At 73.4% G+C, this 16242-nt stretch carries 15 protein-coding genes; 5 read left to right on the top strand and 10 right to left on the bottom strand.

Annotated features, from left to right (window positions below; translation table 11 throughout):
- Window positions 1–36: 36 nt before the first annotated feature.
- Window positions 37–1206 (bottom strand): thiolase C-terminal domain-containing protein, encoded by a 1170-nt coding sequence (locus ACWD01_RS19110; RefSeq protein WP_451163261.1) that lies wholly within the window; start codon window positions 1204–1206, stop codon window positions 37–39.
- Window positions 1207–1353: 147 nt separating this feature from the next.
- On the opposite strand from ACWD01_RS19110, the gene ACWD01_RS19105 reads away from it, so the two are divergent.
- Complete coding sequence (locus tag ACWD01_RS19105; protein WP_451163259.1) at window positions 1354–2439, top strand: acyl-CoA dehydrogenase family protein; 1086 nt, start codon at window positions 1354–1356, stop codon at window positions 2437–2439.
- A complete protein-coding gene (locus ACWD01_RS19100) occupies window positions 2439–2924 on the top strand; it encodes a nitroreductase/quinone reductase family protein (protein ID WP_451163257.1) in 486 nt (161 codons plus the stop codon). The genes ACWD01_RS19105 and ACWD01_RS19100 overlap by 1 nt, the downstream gene beginning before the upstream one ends.
- Here the strand turns inward: ACWD01_RS19100 and ACWD01_RS19095 are convergent.
- From ACWD01_RS19095 to ACWD01_RS19085, 3 genes are all read right to left on the bottom strand, one after another.
- Entirely contained in the window at window positions 2911–3519 is a 609-nt protein-coding gene (locus ACWD01_RS19095) for a hypothetical protein (protein WP_451163255.1), read from the bottom strand. The genes ACWD01_RS19100 and ACWD01_RS19095 overlap by 14 nt on opposite strands.
- A 438-nt stretch (window positions 3520–3957) precedes the next feature.
- Window positions 3958–6300, bottom strand: coding sequence for an outer membrane protein assembly factor BamB family protein (locus ACWD01_RS19090; RefSeq protein ID WP_451163253.1), 2343 nt, complete (start codon window positions 6298–6300; stop codon window positions 3958–3960).
- A 252-nt stretch (window positions 6301–6552) separates the two neighbouring features.
- Window positions 6553–7539, bottom strand: a complete 987-nt coding sequence (locus ACWD01_RS19085; protein ID WP_451163251.1) for a VOC family protein — start codon at window positions 7537–7539, stop codon at window positions 6553–6555.
- Window positions 7540–7859: 320 nt separating this feature from the next.
- On the opposite strand from ACWD01_RS19085, the gene ACWD01_RS19080 reads away from it, so the two are divergent.
- Together ACWD01_RS19080 and ACWD01_RS19075 are read left to right on the top strand one after the other, a co-directional pair.
- Window positions 7860–8507: a TetR family transcriptional regulator gene (locus ACWD01_RS19080; RefSeq protein WP_451163249.1), complete on the top strand. Its 648-nt coding sequence runs from the start codon at window positions 7860–7862 to the stop codon at window positions 8505–8507.
- A gap of 176 nt (window positions 8508–8683) precedes the next feature.
- Complete coding sequence (locus ACWD01_RS19075) at window positions 8684–9151, top strand: hypothetical protein (protein WP_451163247.1); 468 nt, start codon at window positions 8684–8686, stop codon at window positions 9149–9151.
- Window positions 9152–9175: 24 nt separating this feature from the next.
- Here ACWD01_RS19075 and ACWD01_RS19070 read toward each other — a convergent pair whose 3' ends face one another.
- Genes ACWD01_RS19070 through ACWD01_RS19060 form a run of 3 tightly spaced genes read right to left on the bottom strand, consistent with a single transcriptional unit; the run spans window position 9176 to window position 11521 of the window.
- Entirely contained in the window at window positions 9176–9952 is a 777-nt protein-coding gene (locus ACWD01_RS19070) for an enoyl-CoA hydratase/isomerase family protein (RefSeq protein WP_451163245.1), read from the bottom strand.
- The gene (locus tag ACWD01_RS19065) at window positions 9949–10371 is read right to left on the bottom strand and encodes a Zn-ribbon domain-containing OB-fold protein (protein WP_451163243.1); all 423 of its coding nucleotides are present in this window, start codon (window positions 10369–10371) and stop codon (window positions 9949–9951) included. The genes ACWD01_RS19070 and ACWD01_RS19065 overlap by 4 nt, the downstream gene beginning before the upstream one ends.
- A 1-nt stretch (window position 10372) precedes the next feature.
- On the bottom strand, window positions 10373–11521 hold the full coding sequence (locus ACWD01_RS19060) for a lipid-transfer protein (RefSeq protein ID WP_451163241.1): 1149 nt from the start codon (window positions 11519–11521) through the stop codon (window positions 10373–10375).
- A 66-nt stretch (window positions 11522–11587) separates the two neighbouring features.
- Here ACWD01_RS19060 and ACWD01_RS19055 point away from each other — a divergent pair, with 66 nt between their 5' ends.
- The gene (locus ACWD01_RS19055; protein ID WP_451163239.1) at window positions 11588–13153 is read left to right on the top strand and encodes a FadD3 family acyl-CoA ligase; all 1566 of its coding nucleotides are present in this window, start codon (window positions 11588–11590) and stop codon (window positions 13151–13153) included.
- Between the two features lie 12 nt (window positions 13154–13165).
- Here ACWD01_RS19055 and ACWD01_RS19050 read toward each other — a convergent pair whose 3' ends face one another.
- Genes ACWD01_RS19050 through ACWD01_RS19040 form a run of 3 tightly spaced genes read right to left on the bottom strand, consistent with a single transcriptional unit; the run spans window position 13166 to window position 16241 of the window.
- Window positions 13166–14398, bottom strand: coding sequence for a cytochrome P450 family protein (locus ACWD01_RS19050; RefSeq protein WP_451163237.1), 1233 nt, complete (start codon window positions 14396–14398; stop codon window positions 13166–13168).
- Entirely contained in the window at window positions 14395–15633 is a 1239-nt protein-coding gene (locus ACWD01_RS19045) for a cytochrome P450 (RefSeq protein ID WP_451163235.1), read from the bottom strand. Before ACWD01_RS19045 ends, ACWD01_RS19050 begins: the two co-directional genes overlap by 4 nt.
- Entirely contained in the window at window positions 15630–16241 is a 612-nt protein-coding gene (locus ACWD01_RS19040) for a GTP-binding protein (RefSeq protein ID WP_451163233.1), read from the bottom strand. The genes ACWD01_RS19045 and ACWD01_RS19040 overlap by 4 nt, the downstream gene beginning before the upstream one ends.
- Window position 16242: the final 1 nt, after the last annotated feature.

The following is a 16242-nucleotide window of genomic DNA, read 5'->3' as shown; positions in this document are numbered from 1 at the left end:
GAGGCATTGAACATCCCGCGCCCCGGTGGCGGCGGCTCACCCCCGGCCCAGCACCACCGTCCCCGACGAGCAGAACCAGCCCCCGGTCCCCGACGCGACCGCCAGCTCGGGCAGCCGGCCGTCCGCTGCCCGCACCTGATGGCCGCCCGCCTCGCCCCGCAGCTGGCGTACCGCCTCGACCAGCAGGAACAGGCCGCGCATCCCCGGATGGCAGGCGGAGAGGCCGCCGCCGTCGGTATTCACCGGCAGCTCGCCGTCGCGCAGCAGCCGCCCCTGCTCCACGAACGCGCCGCCCTCGCCCTTGGCGCAGAACCCCAGGTCCTCCAGGGTGACCAGGGTCATGTAGGTGAAGGCGTCGTAGATCTCCGCGACGTCGATCTCCCCGGGCCGCACCCCGGCCCGCTCGAACGCGAGCCGGCCGCTGACCGCCGCCGGGGAGCGCGTGAAGTCGTCCCACTCCGACATGGTGGTGTGGGAGACGTGCTCGCCGGTGCCGAGGACCCACACCGGGGCCTTCGCGGTGTCCGGTACGTACTCCGCCGCCGCCAGCAGCACCGCGCAGCCGCCGTCGCTGCGGACGCAGCAGTGCAGCTTGGTGAACGGGTCCGCGATCAGCGGCCCGTCGAGCACGTCGGCGACGGTGATCGGGTCGCGGAACATGGCGTCCGGGTTGGCGGCGGCGTTCCCCCGGGCCTGGACCGCCACCTGGGCGAGCTGTTCGAGGGTGGTGCCGTACTCGTGCATGTGGCGGCGCGCGGCCATCGCGTACTTGGCGACGAGCGTGTGGCCGTACGGCACCTCGAACTGGAGCGGCCCGCGGGCGCCGAAGGAGAGGCCGGACGTACGCCGCCCCGCCCTGATGTCCGCGCGGGCGGTCGACCCGTAGACCAGCAGTACGACGTTGGCGTGACCTGCGGCGATCGCGTCGGCCGCGTGGGCGGCCATGACCTCCCAGGTCGCCCCGCCGACGGCCGTGGAGTCCACCCAGACCGGCCGCAGCCCCAGATACTCGGCGACCTCGACCGGGGCGAGCGTGCCGAGACCGGCCGAGCAGAGGCCGTCGACCAGGGAGCGGTCGAGGCCGGAGTCGATGAGCGCCCGGCGGGCGGCCTGGGCGTGCAGTGCGTACGGGGTGGGGCCGTCGACACGGCCGCAGTCCGAGAGGGATATGCCGACGACGGCGACCTTGCGCGGTGTGGAGGGCATGAAACTGACGGTACATCAGGTAATGGCCGGCGGGTACGGGAGACGTCTGGGCATCCGCGCCCGGCGGATCTAACATGACGGCGCGTCAGTTCGCTTGTCGCGTGTCGCACGTCGCCGGTCACGTGTCGCTGTGGAGAGGAGCCCCGGATGGACGCCGTCCTCACCGCCGAGCAGGACGAGGTGCGCCGCAGGGTGCGCGCGTCGCTCACCGGCCCGGGCGCCGATGGGCCCGACCCGGAGACGTGGGCCCGGCTCGCCCTGCCCGGCCTCGTGCTCCCCGCCGCCTACGGGGGCGCGGGCCGTCCCCTCGCCGACCTCGCCGTCGCCGCGGAGGAGGCCGGACGGGTCCTGCTGCCGTCCCCGCTGCTCGCCACGGCCGGTCTCGCCGCACCCCTGATCCTCGCCCTCGGCACCCCCGAGCAGCGCGCCGCGCTCCTGCCGCGCATCGCGGACACCACCCTCACCTGCGCACTCGCCGTCCCCGGCGGCCTCGGCGACGCGCTCGCCCTGACCGGCGACAACACCACCGGCGCCTGGGCGGGCGGCGGCCGGGCCGGCGGCGTCCAGGCCCGGCGCGGCGGCGACGGCTGGACGCTGTACGGGGAGGCGCCGGACGTCCTCGACGGCCGCAGCGCGCGGCTGCTGTTCGTCGCCGCGCACACCGGCGGCTTCCCGCGCAGCCGCGTCCTGCTCTTCCAGCTCGACGCGGACGCGCCCGGACTGACCCGCACCCCGCTCACCACCCTCGACCCCACCCGGCCCCGGGCCGCGCTCCAGCTCCGTGACTGCCCCGCCGCACTGCTCGGCGCCGACGACGGCGCCGACGTCCCCGGCGCCCTCGCCGCCGCCGGCCGCACGGTCGCCGCGCTGCTCGCGGCGGAGGCGGCTGGCGCGGCGGCCGGCGTACTGTCCGGGGCCGCCGGGCACCTCCCCGCCGGCGAGGCCGTCCGGCACCGGCTCGCCGACCTGTACGTCCACGTCCAGGCGGCCCGCTCCGCGGCGTACTACGCGGCCTGGGACCCGGCCGCCGGCCCGTCGGCGCTCGCGCAGGGCCTGGACGCGCTGCGGACCGTCGCGGGCGAGACGGTCCGGCTGACCGGCGGCACCCGCGACGGCGGGGCGCACCGGTACGTCGAGCGGGCCGCCGCCGGTGAAACGCTGTTCGGACCCGTGCACCGGCTGCGGGACGCCGCCGCCGAGCGGGCCGGGCTCTTCGAGGGGACGGCGGCCTGATGCCCACCGCCCTCCGCCTGATCCAGAAGGTCTCCGCCACCCGCGCCTTCGCGAAGGTCGCGCCGCACGTCGTCCCCGCGCTGGACCGCGCGGTCCACCGCCTGACCCGGGGAAAGGTGCTGCCGAGCGCCCGGATGCTGTCCGGCCTCGTCCTCACCGTCCGCGGCGCGAGAACCGGGCTGCCGAGGTCCACACCGCTCGCCTGCGTGCCGGAGGAGGAGGGCAGCTGGCTCCTCGTCGGCTCCAACTTCGGCCGGCCCACCCACCCCGCCTGGACGGCGAACCTGCTCCGCAACCCCGACGCGGAGGTCAGCCGGCAGGGCACGACGATCCCCGTCCGCGCGAAGCTCCTCACGGGCGCGGCGCGGGCGGAGGCGTGGCAGGCGGCCGTACGCTTCTGGCCGCCGTACGCGGCCTACCAGGCGCGCGTCGACCGCGAGATCCGGATCTTCCGGATCTCGCGGCGCGACGTCAGTGGCGCCTGAACCTCGAGTGCCGCGCCGGAGCGCCGTGCTCCGGGCCCTCGTCGTACGGCTGCTGCCGGTACGGCGCGGTGTCCGCGTCCCGGTGGGGGCGGTTCGGCTCCTGGTCGTACGGGCCCCAGTCGTCCGCGGGCGCATGGCCCGGGGGCTCGTCGTCGTACGGCTCCTCCCGCCTGCGCCGCAGCGCGGTGCGGCCGCTCATCAGCGCGGCGGCCAGCAGGAGCAGCACACCGCCGCCGCAGGCGAGCGCCACGCCCAGACCGAGCCCGGCGCCGTCACCGCCGGCCGTGAGACTCCCCGCGGCCTGGCCCTGGCGGACCATCCACAGGATGGTGAACCCCAGCACGATCACGCCCGCGAGCATCACCAGCAGCCTGGACCTGAGCAGCAGCCCGACCAGCGTGACGAGGGCGGCGAACGCCATGGGGAGCAGGATGGACGTGACGAGCGCGCCCTCGTTCTGGCTGATGCCGCCGAAGAGGTCCTGGATGCGGTAGTCGCGCCCGAGACGGCCGTCGTACCAGTCACGGAAGGGGCTCCATACGGCGGCCGTCGCTCCGACGAGAGCGAGGATCGAACCGATGACGTTGCGGATCATCGCCGGGCCTCCTTGTGTCAGCCGCGGGGTGCTGTGACGGGGGGTCGGGTACCCCGCGAACGCGTTCCGGAACGCGCGGGTCCGCGTGGTCGGCGTGTGGGTGGGGCGGTGGCGCCTGCGGCGGGCTGTTCCCCTACCCTCCCCCTGCGGCCTGGCGGCCGTGGGGGGACCCCCACCTTCCCGAACCGGGCTCTGCCCGGGCCCGCGCCTCAATCGCCGGCGGGGCTGACACAGTCAGCCCGGCCTGGGGGTACTCCCCCTACGCCTGGCGGCGTGGGAGGTGCCCCCACCCACGGCCGCCAGGCCGTAGGGGGAGATTGAGGGCACGGCCGAAGGCCGTACGGGGTCCGGGGGCTTGCCCCCCACGCGGCGGAGCCGCACATCGGTACAGCGGGAAGGGGCGGGTAGGGGACACGCCCCCGCGCCGCGGCCCCCGCGTCAGCGTGCGCCGCGGCCCGTCGCCGTGCCCTTCACCGCGTCCAGCGCGTACACGCACCGGTCCTTGCTGCACGCGTACACCACACCGTTCCGCGCCACCGGCGACCCCGTGATCTCGCCGCCCGTCGCGAGCTTCCAGCGGAGCTGGCCGCCGCTCGCGTCGAGGGTGTAGAGCACGTGGTCCGCGGAGCCGAAGTGGACGCGGCCGTCCGCGACGACCGGGGCGCCGACGACCTCGCCGCCCGCGGCGAAGCGCCACATCGGGGTGCCGGTCACCGCGTCGAGCGTGTAGAGCGCGCTGCCGCTGCCGACGTGGACGTTGCCCGCGGCGACCAGGACCGGCTCGCTGGACTGGCGGGACTCGGTCGCGATGCGCCAGCGGTCCTTGCCGGTCGTGGCGTCGATGGCGTAGACCGTGCCGAGGTAGTCGGCGAGGTACACGCCGCCGCCGGTCACGGCGGGGCCGGGGGCGAAGGCCGGCGGGGAGAGGAACACGGCGGGGGCCTCGAAGTGCCAGCGCACCAGGCCGGAGGCGATGTCGAAGGCGAGCACGCGGGTGCCCGCGGAGACGTACGCGTATCCGTCGGGCGCCGGCTGGACCCGTACGGGCACGTTCCCGCACGAGGCCGCGTCGCCGATCGGGTACGACCAGCGCTCGTCGCCGGTCCGGGCCTCCAGGGCGCGCAGCCGCGCGTCCTTCCAGACGTACACGGTGTCGCCGAAGATCGCGGGGCCGGCCTCGGGGGTCTCGAAGTCGGTCTGGGCGCCGGTGATCTCCCACAGCTTCTCGCCGTTGGATGCCTCCCAGGCCTGTACGCCGCCGCCGCGGGTGCCGGTGAGGACCGTGCCGCGGTCGACCTTGAGGGAGTACACCCAGGCATCGGTCTGGAGCCGCCAGCGTTCGCTCCCGCTGGTGGCGTCCAGCGCGTACAGCGTCGGCCCGTCGGAGGCGTGGATACGGCCCGCGGCGACGGCCATCGCCCAGGCCACGTCACGGGTCTTGAACTGCCGGCGGCCCGTGCCCACGTCGAGGGCGTGGACCTCGAACGAGGTGACGTACAGCAGGTCGCCGTCGACGACCGGCGTGCCCCAGACGTCGTTCGACATGCGGAAACGCCAGGGCCGCCAGTGACCGGGCCCGGGGTCCGGCGCGTGCGCGGGCGGCGGGACCGGCGCGGGGGCCGTGGCCACGGCGCCGGGCTCCGCGCCGTTCAGCCCGCCGGGCGGGCGGATCCAGCCGGTGGCGGGGGCGGCCTCGGCGAGCGCGGCGCGGTCGGCGTCCGCGACCCGTGGGCCGGGGCCGATGGGGACGTTGGAGCCGGGCAGCCGTACGGGACCGCCGTCGGGCGCGACCGGCGGCGGCGGAGGCGCCTGCGGCGGTGCCGGCGGGGCGGGCGGCGGGGTCGCGGGCCGGGAGGGAGCGGGACGCTGGGCCGCGGGCGTGGTGCGGCCGCCGCCGCGACGGGTCTCGATCATGGCGTTGGCCCGTGAGGGCAGCCACGCGGAGGCGGTGCCGCTGTCGTCGCCGCCGGACGAGAAGAGGTGCGGCGCGAGCTGTGCCTGCAGGTCCTCGGGCGTGGGCCGCCGCGCGGCCTCCATCTGCATGCAGGAGTCGATCAGCGGCCGCAGCTCGTCGGGCAGCCCCTCCAGGTCGGGCCCCTCGCGCAGCAGCATGAAGACCGTCTCCACCGGGTTCGCGCCGTGGAAGGGGGCGTGCCCGGTGGCGGCGAAGACGAGGGTGGAGCCGAGCGAGAAGATGTCGCTCGCGCCGGTGACGCTGCGGGAGTCACGCGCCTGCTCGGGCGACATGTAGGCGGGGGTGCCGACGGCGACGTTGGTCATCGTCAGCCGGGTGTTGGAGACGCCGGACGCGATGCCGAAGTCGATGACCCGGGGCCCGTCCTCGACGACCAGCACGTTGGACGGCTTGAGGTCGCGGTGGACGAGGCCCGCGCCGTGGATGGACTGCAGGGCCTCGGCGATGCCCGCCGCGAGCCACCGCACCGCCTGCGCGGGCAGCGGCCCGCACTCGTTGACGACCTCCTCGAGGGAGGGCGCCGGTACGTACGCGGTGGCCAGCCACGGCACGGCGGCCCGCGGGTCGGCGTCCACCACGGCGGCGGTGTAGAAGCCGCTGACCGCGCGGGCCGCCTCCACCTCGCGCGTGAAGCGGACGCGGAACAGCTGGTCCTCGGCGAGCTCGGTTCGCACGGTCTTGATCGCGACCCGGCGGCCGGACGCCGACCTCGCGAGATAGACCAGTCCCATGCCGCCGGCACCGAGCCGGCCCAGCACCTCGAACGGACCGATCCGTCTCGGGTCGTGCTGCGTCAGCTGCTCCATACTTGCGTGCCACCTCCCCGTACGGGCTCCCAGAATTGGAGCCCGTCACATACAGCCCCGTGCAGGGTCTCACCATCGAGACCCTCAGCGGTGAGCACCCTGATTCTTCCTGTCCGGGGCCAGGGTTGCGAACCCGGGGGCGGATCGGGGTGTCTCACCGCGATTCGGGCACTTCTGTGAGGCGGCCCGGGCACTTCTGTGCGGCCGCCGCACGGCCGCGCCGCCCTCGTCGGCAGGGCGCGCGGCGTGGAGTCAGCCTGCTTTCCGGCGGGTGGTGCCGGGGCCCTCGTCCTCGTGCTCGTCGGCGCCGGGGTCCTCGAAGGGCCTGGTCACGGCCGCTTCCGGCTCCTTCGCGGAGTCCGGTGCCGGCGGCTCGAACCGGTGCGGTCCGCCGCTCCCGGCCGTCTCCTCGTCGCGCTGCTCCTGGCCGGGCGCCGCCGACCGGTCAGGCTCGGCGAGCACCGCGAAGACGGCGCCCTGGTTGTCGCCGAAGGTGGCGATCCGGCCGTACGGGGTGTCGGCGGGCGCGCTGCGGACCCGGCCGCCGAGCCGGACGACGGTCGCGGCGGCCGCGTCGCAGTCGTTGACGCAGAAGTAGACGAGGAAGTGGCCGGGCATCTCGGGCGGGAACTCGTCGGTGAACACGCTGCGTCCGCCGACGGCGGTCGCCTCGCCCGGTTCCGTGCCGGCGGGCGACCACATGCGAAAGCCCGCCATGGGGCCGGTCAGGTCCGTGCCCTGGAAGCGGAACACCGACTCGTAGAAGGCGTCGGTGCGTTCCGGGTCCCTGGTGTACACCTCGGTCCAGCAGTACGAGTTCGGTTCGCCGTGCTTCTCGAAGCCCGTACGCCGGTCCGCCTGCCACAGGCCGAAGACCGCGCCGCCGGGGTCGGCGACGACCGCGGAGGTGCCGTTCCGGCCGGCGGGCAGCGGGTCGCTGATCACCTGGCCGCCCTGTTCGGTGATGCGCCGGCCGAGGGCGGCGGCGTCGGGGGTGGCGAAGTAGACGCCCCAGACGGTGGGCATCCGCCCGTCCCGCTTGGGGGTCAGCGCGGCGACGAGGCGTCCGTCGCTGTACGCGTCGGCGTGCCGGGCGCGTGCGCCGCCTCCGGGGACCTGCCCGCCGCCCCCTTCGGTGAAGGTCCAGCCGAAGAGCTCGCCGTAGAAGCGCTTGCCCGCCTCCACGTCGGGGAGCGATGCGTCCACCCAGCACGGCGTGCCCTCTGCGAATGCGGCCATGGACCTGATTCCTTCCCTGGGTGCGGCGCCCGGTGCGGTACTGGCGTGGTACCCAGTGTGGTGCCCGTCACTTTCAAGCTAACGGCGCAGCACGCGGTGCGCGCGGAATCAAATCGAACCTTTGAGCGGAAAGGCCCTGCTTTGCGGTGGGGGAAGGGGTCGGGGCGGACGTTCGAAGCCGATCGCGGCGGGGCTGATTTCGTTGAGTTGTCCACCGAAGTTGTCCACAGGCTGTTGATAACACTATTGCGTTCTGTGGTCGGCACCCCATTTGCAGTCGGCCGAATCGCGCCCCGATCACCCCTCGGTAAGCTGACGGCATGACAGGACAAGTGCGCACCGTCGACGGCCGGGTCGCCGGACGACGCGGCCAGGCGACGCGGCAGAAGCTGCTCGACTGCCTCAGCGAGATGCTCAGTTCCTCGCCCTACCGGGACGTCAAAGTCATCGACGTGGCCCGGAAGGCGGGCACTTCGCCCGCGACGTTCTATCAGTACTTCCCCGATGTCGAGGGCGCCGTACTGGAGATCGCCGAGGAAATGGCCAAGGAAGGCGCTCAGTTGACCGAATTGGTCTCCGGGCGTTCCTGGACGGGCAAGGCCGGCTGGCAGACCTCGGAGGAACTCGTCGAGGGATTCCTCGATTTCTGGCGCCGCAACGACGCGATCCTCCGGGTCGTCGATCTCGGCGCGGCCGAGGGCGACAAGCGGTTCTACAAGATCCGAATGAAGGTCCTGAACTCGGTCACCAACTCCCTCACGGACGCCGTCAAGGAGCTCCAGGGCAAGGGCAGGGTCGACAAGGACGTCAGCCCCGCGGCGATGGCCGGGTCTCTGGTGGCGATGCTGGCGGCGGTCGCCTCGCACCAGAAGGGCTTTACGACCTGGGGCGTCAAGCAGGCCGAACTCAAACCCAATCTCGCCCTGTTGGTGCATCTGGGCATCACGGGAAAGAAACCGGCGAAGTAACCGCGGGGCGGAGCGATCCGCCCCGCCCCGCACCTGAGTCCTGTCACGCCGACGGCGGCCACCCCACGGGGTGGCCGCCGTCGGCGCGTGGGCCGGAGGCTGCCGTTCCCGCTGCTAGGGTGACGTGCGCTCGTCAATCGAGCCCATCTACCGACACCTTCAACGGGGGTTGAAACGTGCAGATCCGTCATGTCCGGGCCATCGCTGTCTTCGGAATCGCCATCGTCGCACTGACCGGGGCCCGCGGCTCCGGCGGTGGCTGCGACAACTCCAGCAGCAGCTCCAGCAGCTCCTCCAGCAGCGGCGGCTCCAGCAGTTCGGGCGGTTCGGTGCCCGGCGGCTCCAGCGCCGACAAGGCCGCCCGCGACGTGAGCATCACCGAGTGCAAGTACGACCCGGCGACGAAGAACCTGACCGCGAAGATCAGCATCGACAACAGCGGCGCCCTGGACTACGACTACAACGTCACCATGAAGTTCACCGGCGGCGCCGGCAGCACCGTGGTCCCCGCCACCGCGATGAAGGCCGGGATCGCCGTCGCCGCGGACGCCACCCAGACCGCCGAGCTGACCACGCCGTACACCGGCTCGGGCGACGGCTCGGAGTACACCAAGTGCGAGGTCACGCGGGTCAGCCGTATCTGAGCCCCGCGGCTGGGTCCCCGGGGCTCAGCGCAGCCGGTAGCCGCCCCTGCCCCGCCCGCTCGTGAACAGCTCGGCCTGCCGCTGTGGCGGCAGATTGCCGAGCGCGACCAGGTGCGGGGCATGGGTGAGCGCCTGCGCGCGCGACGCCTCGCCGGCCGACCACACCGCGCGGACCGTCCCCTGGACGGCGTCCGTCGGGTGCGACGCGATCACCGCCGCGGCCCGCAGCGCCGCCGCCACGGCGCCGCCCGGCCCGGTCAGCTCGGAGACCAGCCCGATCTCGTACGCCCGCCGGGCCGTCAGCCGCTCCGCCGTGCCCATCAGGGCCGTCCTGGCGACCTCGCCGGCCGGCATCCGCTGCGCCATGTAGACGGTCTCGTAGGCGCTGACCATGCCGTACGTCGTGTGCGGGTCGAAGAACGTCGCCTCGTGCGAGGCGACCACGAAGTCGCTCTCGCCGAGCAGATAGAAGGCGCCGCCGCAGGCCATCCCCTCCACGGCGGCGATCACCGGTTTCCACAGGTCGTTGGCCTTGGGGCCGACGGTGAGGAGCGGGTCGTCCACCGAGTAGGGCGAGGGCGGCTGCGGGACCTCGGCCGCGCGGTCGATGCCCGTGCAGAACGCCTTGCCGCCCGCGCCGGTGAGCACGGCCGCGCGCACCGACGTCTCCTGCCGGAACTCCCGCCACACCGAGCGGAGTTCGACCGCCGTCTCCAGGTCGATCGCGTTGTGCCGCGCGGGCCGGTCGAGGGTGACCAGGGCGACGCCGGTGTCCTCGTCGGCCGACACCCGGACGCTCATGAGCGCTCCAGCAGCCAGCGCGGCATCGCATCGCCGTCGAACACCACGCGCACCCCGGCGCCGATGCGCAGCCGGGCCGGGTCGACCGAGTTCAGCGGCGCGTCCGGGGCCGCGACCACATTGCCGACGAGCCGGATGCGCGGGGCGTCCGCGAGTTCCACGACGACCGCGTTGTAGGGAGCCTGCTCGGCGTAGCCGGGGAGCAGCGGCGGGTGGGGGAGCACGTACGACCAGATGCGGCCGCGGCCGTTCATCCGGCGCCACTCGACGGCGAACGAGCCGCAGTGCGGGCAGCAGGGCCGGGGCGGGAAGCGCAGCTCGCCGCAGCCGGGCTCGGCGCAGGACTGGACGCGCAGTTCGCCGCGGGCGGCGTATGCCCAGAACGGGGCGCCGTCGTCGTCGATGACCGGTCGCAGCATCTCAGCTCCTCAGCAGCAGTGCCGATGTCGGTACGCCCTCGCCGGCGGTGACCAGGCAGGTCGCCGCGCCCGGCACCTGGGCCGTCGAGGTGCCGCGCAGCTGCGCGACGCCCTCGGTGATCAGGTTGAAGCCGTGGACGTACGCCTCGCTGAGGCCGCCGCCGCCGGTGTTCAGCGGCAGCCGGCCGCCGATCTCCAGCGCGCCGCCCTCGGTGAAGGCGGCGCCCTCGCCCCGGCCGCAGAAGCCGTAGCCCTCCAGCGACAGCGGGATCAGCGGGGTGAACGCGTCGTAGATCTGGGCCACGTCCACGTCCTGGGGGCCGAAGTCGGCCTGCTTCCAGAGCTGCCGGGCCGCCGTCCACGCGGGGCCGGTGAGCGGATCGTCGTTCCAGTAGTTGACCATCCCGTGGTGCTGGGCGGGCAGGCCCTGGGCGGCGGAGTGGACGTACACGGGCCGCTGCCGGCAGTCGCGGGCGCGCTCCGCGCTCACGACCACGCAGGCGAGCGCGCCGTCGGTCTCCAAGCAGTTGTCGAAGAGGCAGAGCGGTTCGCTGATCCAGCGGGAGGTCATGTACATCTCGCGGGTCAGGGGGCGGTCGTACATCATCGCGGCGGGGTTCTGGTTGGCGCGGTTGCGGCAGGCGAGGGCGACGTTGAAGAAGTGGTCGCGGGTCGCGCCGTACTCGTGCATGTAGCGGCGGGCGAGCATCCCGATCTCGTCGGCGGGCCGCAGCAGGCCGAAGGGCCGGGTCCACTGGGCGGGGGTGGGCAGTTGGGCGGCGGTACTCGTCCAGGGGCGCGGCCCGGAGCCGCGTTTGCGGGACCGCCAGGCGACGCCCACCCGCGCCTGGCCGGTGGCGACGGCGGCGGCCAGATGCGCGACGGTGGCGCAGGAGCCGCCGCCCCCGTAACCGGCCTTGGCGAAGAAGGTGACGTCGCCGGCGCCGATGGCCTTGGCGACCTCCACCTCGTCGGTCTCCTCCATCGTGTACGAGGCGAAGCCGTCCACCTCGCAGGGGGAGATGCCGGCGTCGTCGAGCGCGGCGAGGATCGCGCGGCAGGCCAGGGTCCTCTCCGGCTCCGGGAGCCGCTTGGCGAAGGCCGTCCGGCCGGTTCCGACGATCGCTGCCTTGTCCTTGAGGGTCGCCATGGCCGGAGCGTACAGCTAATCTGACGTACCGTCAGCTACTGCGGACGGCCGTACAGGAGGCATGCGATGCGACGCGGCGACCTGGAGTGGGGCACCATCCCGAAGCTGGTGCGGAGCGCCGCGCGGCGGCACGGCGGGCGCGAGGCCGTCGTCGACGGCCGCACCCGGATCTCGTACGCGGAGCTCGGCGAACGCGTCGAGCGCGCCGCCGCCGCGTGCATCGCCGCCGGCATCCACAAGGGCGACCGGGTCGCGATATGGGCCCCCAACACCCTCGACTGGATCGTCGCCGCGCTCGGCGCCGTGAGCGCGGGCGGCGTGCTCGTCCCGCTCAACACCCGCTTCAAAGGCGCCGAGGCCGGCGACGTCCTGCGCCGCTCCCGCGCCCGGCTCCTCTTCGTCACCGGCACCTTCCTCGGCACCTCCTACGTCGCCTCGCTGCGCCGCGCGGACGTCGAACTGCCCGACCTGGAACAGGTCGTGGTCCTCGCCGACACCGCGCCCGAGGACTACCGCACCTGGAAGGACTTCCTGGCCGGCGGCGACGGCGTCCCGGCCGCGACGGTGCGCGAGCGGGCCGGGACCGTCACCGCGGAGGACCCGTCCGACATCGTCTACACCTCCGGCACCACCGGCCGCCCCAAGGGCGTCGTCATCACCCACGCCCAGACCCTGCGCTGCTACGACCTGTGGAGCGAACTGGCCGGGCTGCGCGAGGGCGACCGCTATCTCGTGGTGAACCCGTTCTTCCACACCTTCGGCTACAAGGCCGGTGTCATCGCCTGCCTCACCCGCGGCGCCACGATCGTCCCCCAGTCCGTCTTCAACGTGGACACCGTCCTCGCCAACATCGCCGCCGAGCGCATCTCCGTGCTCCCCGGCCCGCCCACCCTCCACCAGTCGCTGCTCGACCACCCGGCCCGCGACCGGCACGACCTGAGCGCCCTGCGCCTCGTCGTCACCGGCGCCGCCGTCGTCCCCCTCCGGCTGGTCGAGCGGCTGCGCGGCGAACTGCGCGTCGCCACCGTCCTGACCGCGTACGGCCTCTCGGAGGCGAGCGGCATCGTCACCATGTGCCGCCGGGACGACGACCCGGGCACCGTCGCCACCACCTCGGGGCGGGCGATACCCGGCACCGAGGTCCGCGTCCTCGCCGCCCCGGGGGAGCCCGGCGAGATCCTGGTGCGCGGGCACAACGTCATGCGCGGCTACTTCGAGGACGCGGAGGGCACGGCCGCCGCCCTCACCCCCGACGGCTGGCTGCGCACCGGCGACGTCGGCGTCCTCGACGCGGCGGGGAACCTGCGGATCACCGACCGGATCAAGGACATGTTCATCGTCGGCGGCTTCAACGCGTATCCGGCCGAGATCGAGCAGCTGCTCGGCCTGCACCCCGACATCGCGGACGTCGCCGTCGTCGGTGTGCCCGACGCGCGGCTCGGCGAGGTGGGCAAGGCGTACACGGTCCGGCGGCCCGGCTCGACGCTCACCTCCGACGACCTGATCGCCTGGTCACGGCGGGAGATGGCGAACTACAAGGTGCCCAGGCAGGTCGAGTTCGTCGCCGGGCTGCCGCGCAACGCGAGCGGAAAGGTCCTGAAGACCGAGCTCCGCTCGCGCCGCGGCGGGTGACCGGCGGCCGGTTCAGCCCTGGAGGCGGACCGGGATCTCCTGCCAGCCGTACGCGATGAACGACGGCACCTGCTTCAGCTCGCCGTCCTTGAACGCGGGCGCGAGGCCGGGGAAGCGGTCGAAGAGCGCGGGCAGCGCGGTGATCGCCTCCATCCGGGCCAGCGGGGCGCCGATGCAGCGGTGCACGCCGACGCCGAAGGACAGATGGTCGTCCGCCGCCCGCATGGCGTCGAAGTCGGCCGCCGTGGCGCCGTACCGGGCCGGGTCGTTGCCCGCCGCGGCGTACGTCGTCAGGATCGCGTCGCCGGCCGGGATCACCACGCCGTCGACGGTGATGTCCGAGACCGCGAAACGCAGCGGCAGGCTCGCGATGGACGGCCGGACGCGCAGCACCTCCTCGACCACCCGGTCCCAGCCGAGCTCACCGGCCCGTACGGCGGCCAGCTGCTCGGGGTGCTCCAGCAGAGCGACGACGGCGTTGCCGATCAGGTTGACCGTCGTCTCGAAACCGGCGCCGATGACGAGCAGCAGGGTGTGGAGCAGCTCCTCCTCGCCGAGCCGGTCGCCGTCCTCGTCGCGGACCTTGATCAGCTCGGTGGTCATGTCGTCGCCCGGGTTCTCGACCTTGTGGGCGATGAGCGAACCGAGGACCGTGACGATCTGTTCCTGGACGAAGGCGCCGTGCTCGGGGCTCGGGTCCGAGGTGTCCATGATCGCGGCGATCAGCCGGCCGGTGCCGTCGACCAGGTGGTCCGGCACCCCGAACAGCTCGCAGATCATCCGCATCGGCAGCGGATGGGCGAAGGCGGCCTTCACGTCCACGACCGAGCCGTCCGCCCCGGCGGCCTCCATCGCGGACAGCAGCTCCTCGGTGATCGCCTCGACCCGGTCGCGCATCGCCTCGGTGCGGCGGGCCGTGAAGCTGGGCGCGACGAGCTTGCGCAGCCGTGTGTGGTCGCTGCCGTAGGTGGAGAGCATGTTCGTCACGCCGACCCAGCCCAGGATCCATGCCCACTCCGGGTGCTCGCCGATCGTGGGGAAGAGCGACCAGTGCTTGCGCGGGTCCTTGCTGACCCTCGGGTCCAGGATCAGGGACTTGAGAGTGTCGTGACCGGTGGGCGCCCAGGCGGGGATCCCGCCCGGCAGCTCTACGGGCACCACCGGTCCGAGCGAGCGCAGCCTGGCGCTCTCGGCGACGATGTCGGCGCCGAACGGATCGATGGCCACACGGGTGGGCGCGGTCATACGCGGTCTCCTGCCTGGTCGGGGCTACGAGGGGTGAAGCCGACGGGCAGCGCCGTCAGCGATCGGTGGAAGGGCCCGGGCCGCCAGTCGAGCCGTTCGCGCGGCACCAGCGGCCGCAGGTCGGGCAGCCACTGGGTGAGACGTTCGATGGACTCCGTGGCGATCAGCAGGGCGGGCTGCTTCACGGGGCAGGAGTGCGGACCGGCGCCCCACGACATGTGCGAGGCGTCGTGCGGATGGTGCGCCCCGGCGAAGTCCCGCTCCGCGAAGTGCCCCATCGCGCCGAAGGAGATGACGATGGGCACGGCGGCCTGGAGCCACATCCCGTGGAAGCTCATCGATTCGCGCGCGAAGTGCACGCCGTAGTTGGCGAGCGGGGTCTCGTAGCGCAGCACCTCCATGACGGCGTCCATCACGGGACGCGACCCGGAGGTGAGGGTCGAGTAGTAGGCGGAGTTGCCGAGGATGCGCGACAGGGCGTTGGAGATCAGGTTCGCCGAGGGCTCGTGGCCCGCGCCGAGCATGAGGAACACCTGCCAGGTGACCTCCTCCGGGGTGAGCCCCAGGGGGTGGTCGAGCAGCCGGCTGGTGAGGTCGTCGCCGCGCTCGGCCGTCTTGGCGCCGATCAGCTCCATCACGTACTTGCCGTACTCGGCCTCGCCCTCGGCCGCGCGGTCGCCGCCCTCCATCATCTGGCCGAGCGCCGCGTCCAGCCGGCCCGATTCGCTGTCGGGCAGTCCGAACAGGTTGTTGAAGATCAGCGCCATCATCGGGCGGGCGAACTGGGTGACCAGGTCGGCCTCGCCGTCCGGCCCGAAGCGGGACACCAGGAGGTCCACGGACCGGTGCACCCGCTCCCGCAGGTCGTGCGGCTCGACGAGGTCGAACGCCTCGAGCAGGGTGCGGCGGTAGCGGATGTGCGCGTCGCCGTCGGAGAACAGGGCGTTGGGCCGCCAGCGCATCATGCCGAGGACCGGCGAGTCCTCCGCGACCGTCTTCTCCCAGGGCCGCGGGTCGACGGAGAACGACTCGGTGTCGTGCAGCAGATCGAGCGCGGCGCGCCGGTCGGTGACGATGTACGCGGAGACGCCGGGGGCCAGTTCGGCCCAGCCGACCGGTCCCTGGGCGCGCAGCGTCGCGTAGTAGGCGAACGGGTCGGCGGCGAAGCCGTCCTCCCACAGACGTACCGGGGCGGACAGCGTGAACGCGTCGGCGCGGGCGGGGTAGGCGGTCACCGTTCCTCCGGGGTCATCCGGTCGACGAGGTGCTGGACGAGGGCGAGCAGCGCGTCGACGGACGCGTTGGTGTCGCGGGCGTCGCAGGTGACGAGCGGGGTGTCGGGCTCCAGGTCGAGCGAGCGGCGCAACTGCTCCTCGGTGTACTGCTTGGAGTCGGGAAACGTGTTCAGCGCGACGGCGTACGGCACGCCGGACTCCTCCACGAGGCCGAGGACGTCGAACGACTCGTCGATCCGCCGGGTGTCGACCAGGACGAGCGCGCCGAGCGCCCCGAAGGCGATGTCGTCCCACAGGGCGCGGAAGCGCTCCTGGCCGGGCGTGCCGAACAGATACAGGACGACGGAGTCGCCCAGCGAGACACGGCCGAAGTCGATGGCGACGGTCGTCGTCGTCTTGTCGCGGACACCGGCGAGGTCGTCCACTCCGGCGGACGCCTCGGTCAGATGCTCCTCGGTGTGCAGCGGGCGGATCTCCGACACCGAGTCGATCAGGGTGGTCTTGCCGACCCCGAACGGGCCGGTCACCAGGATCTTCACCAACTCCCGGGCGGTGTCCGGCAGATGCAGCCCGTGCTGGGCGGCGGGCGGGGCGGACGCGCTGGACATC

The organism is Streptomyces sp. NPDC002835 (assembly GCF_053591995.1).
Note: the sequence above shows the minus strand (reverse complement) of the source record. Positions and strands in the feature narration are given on the sequence as shown.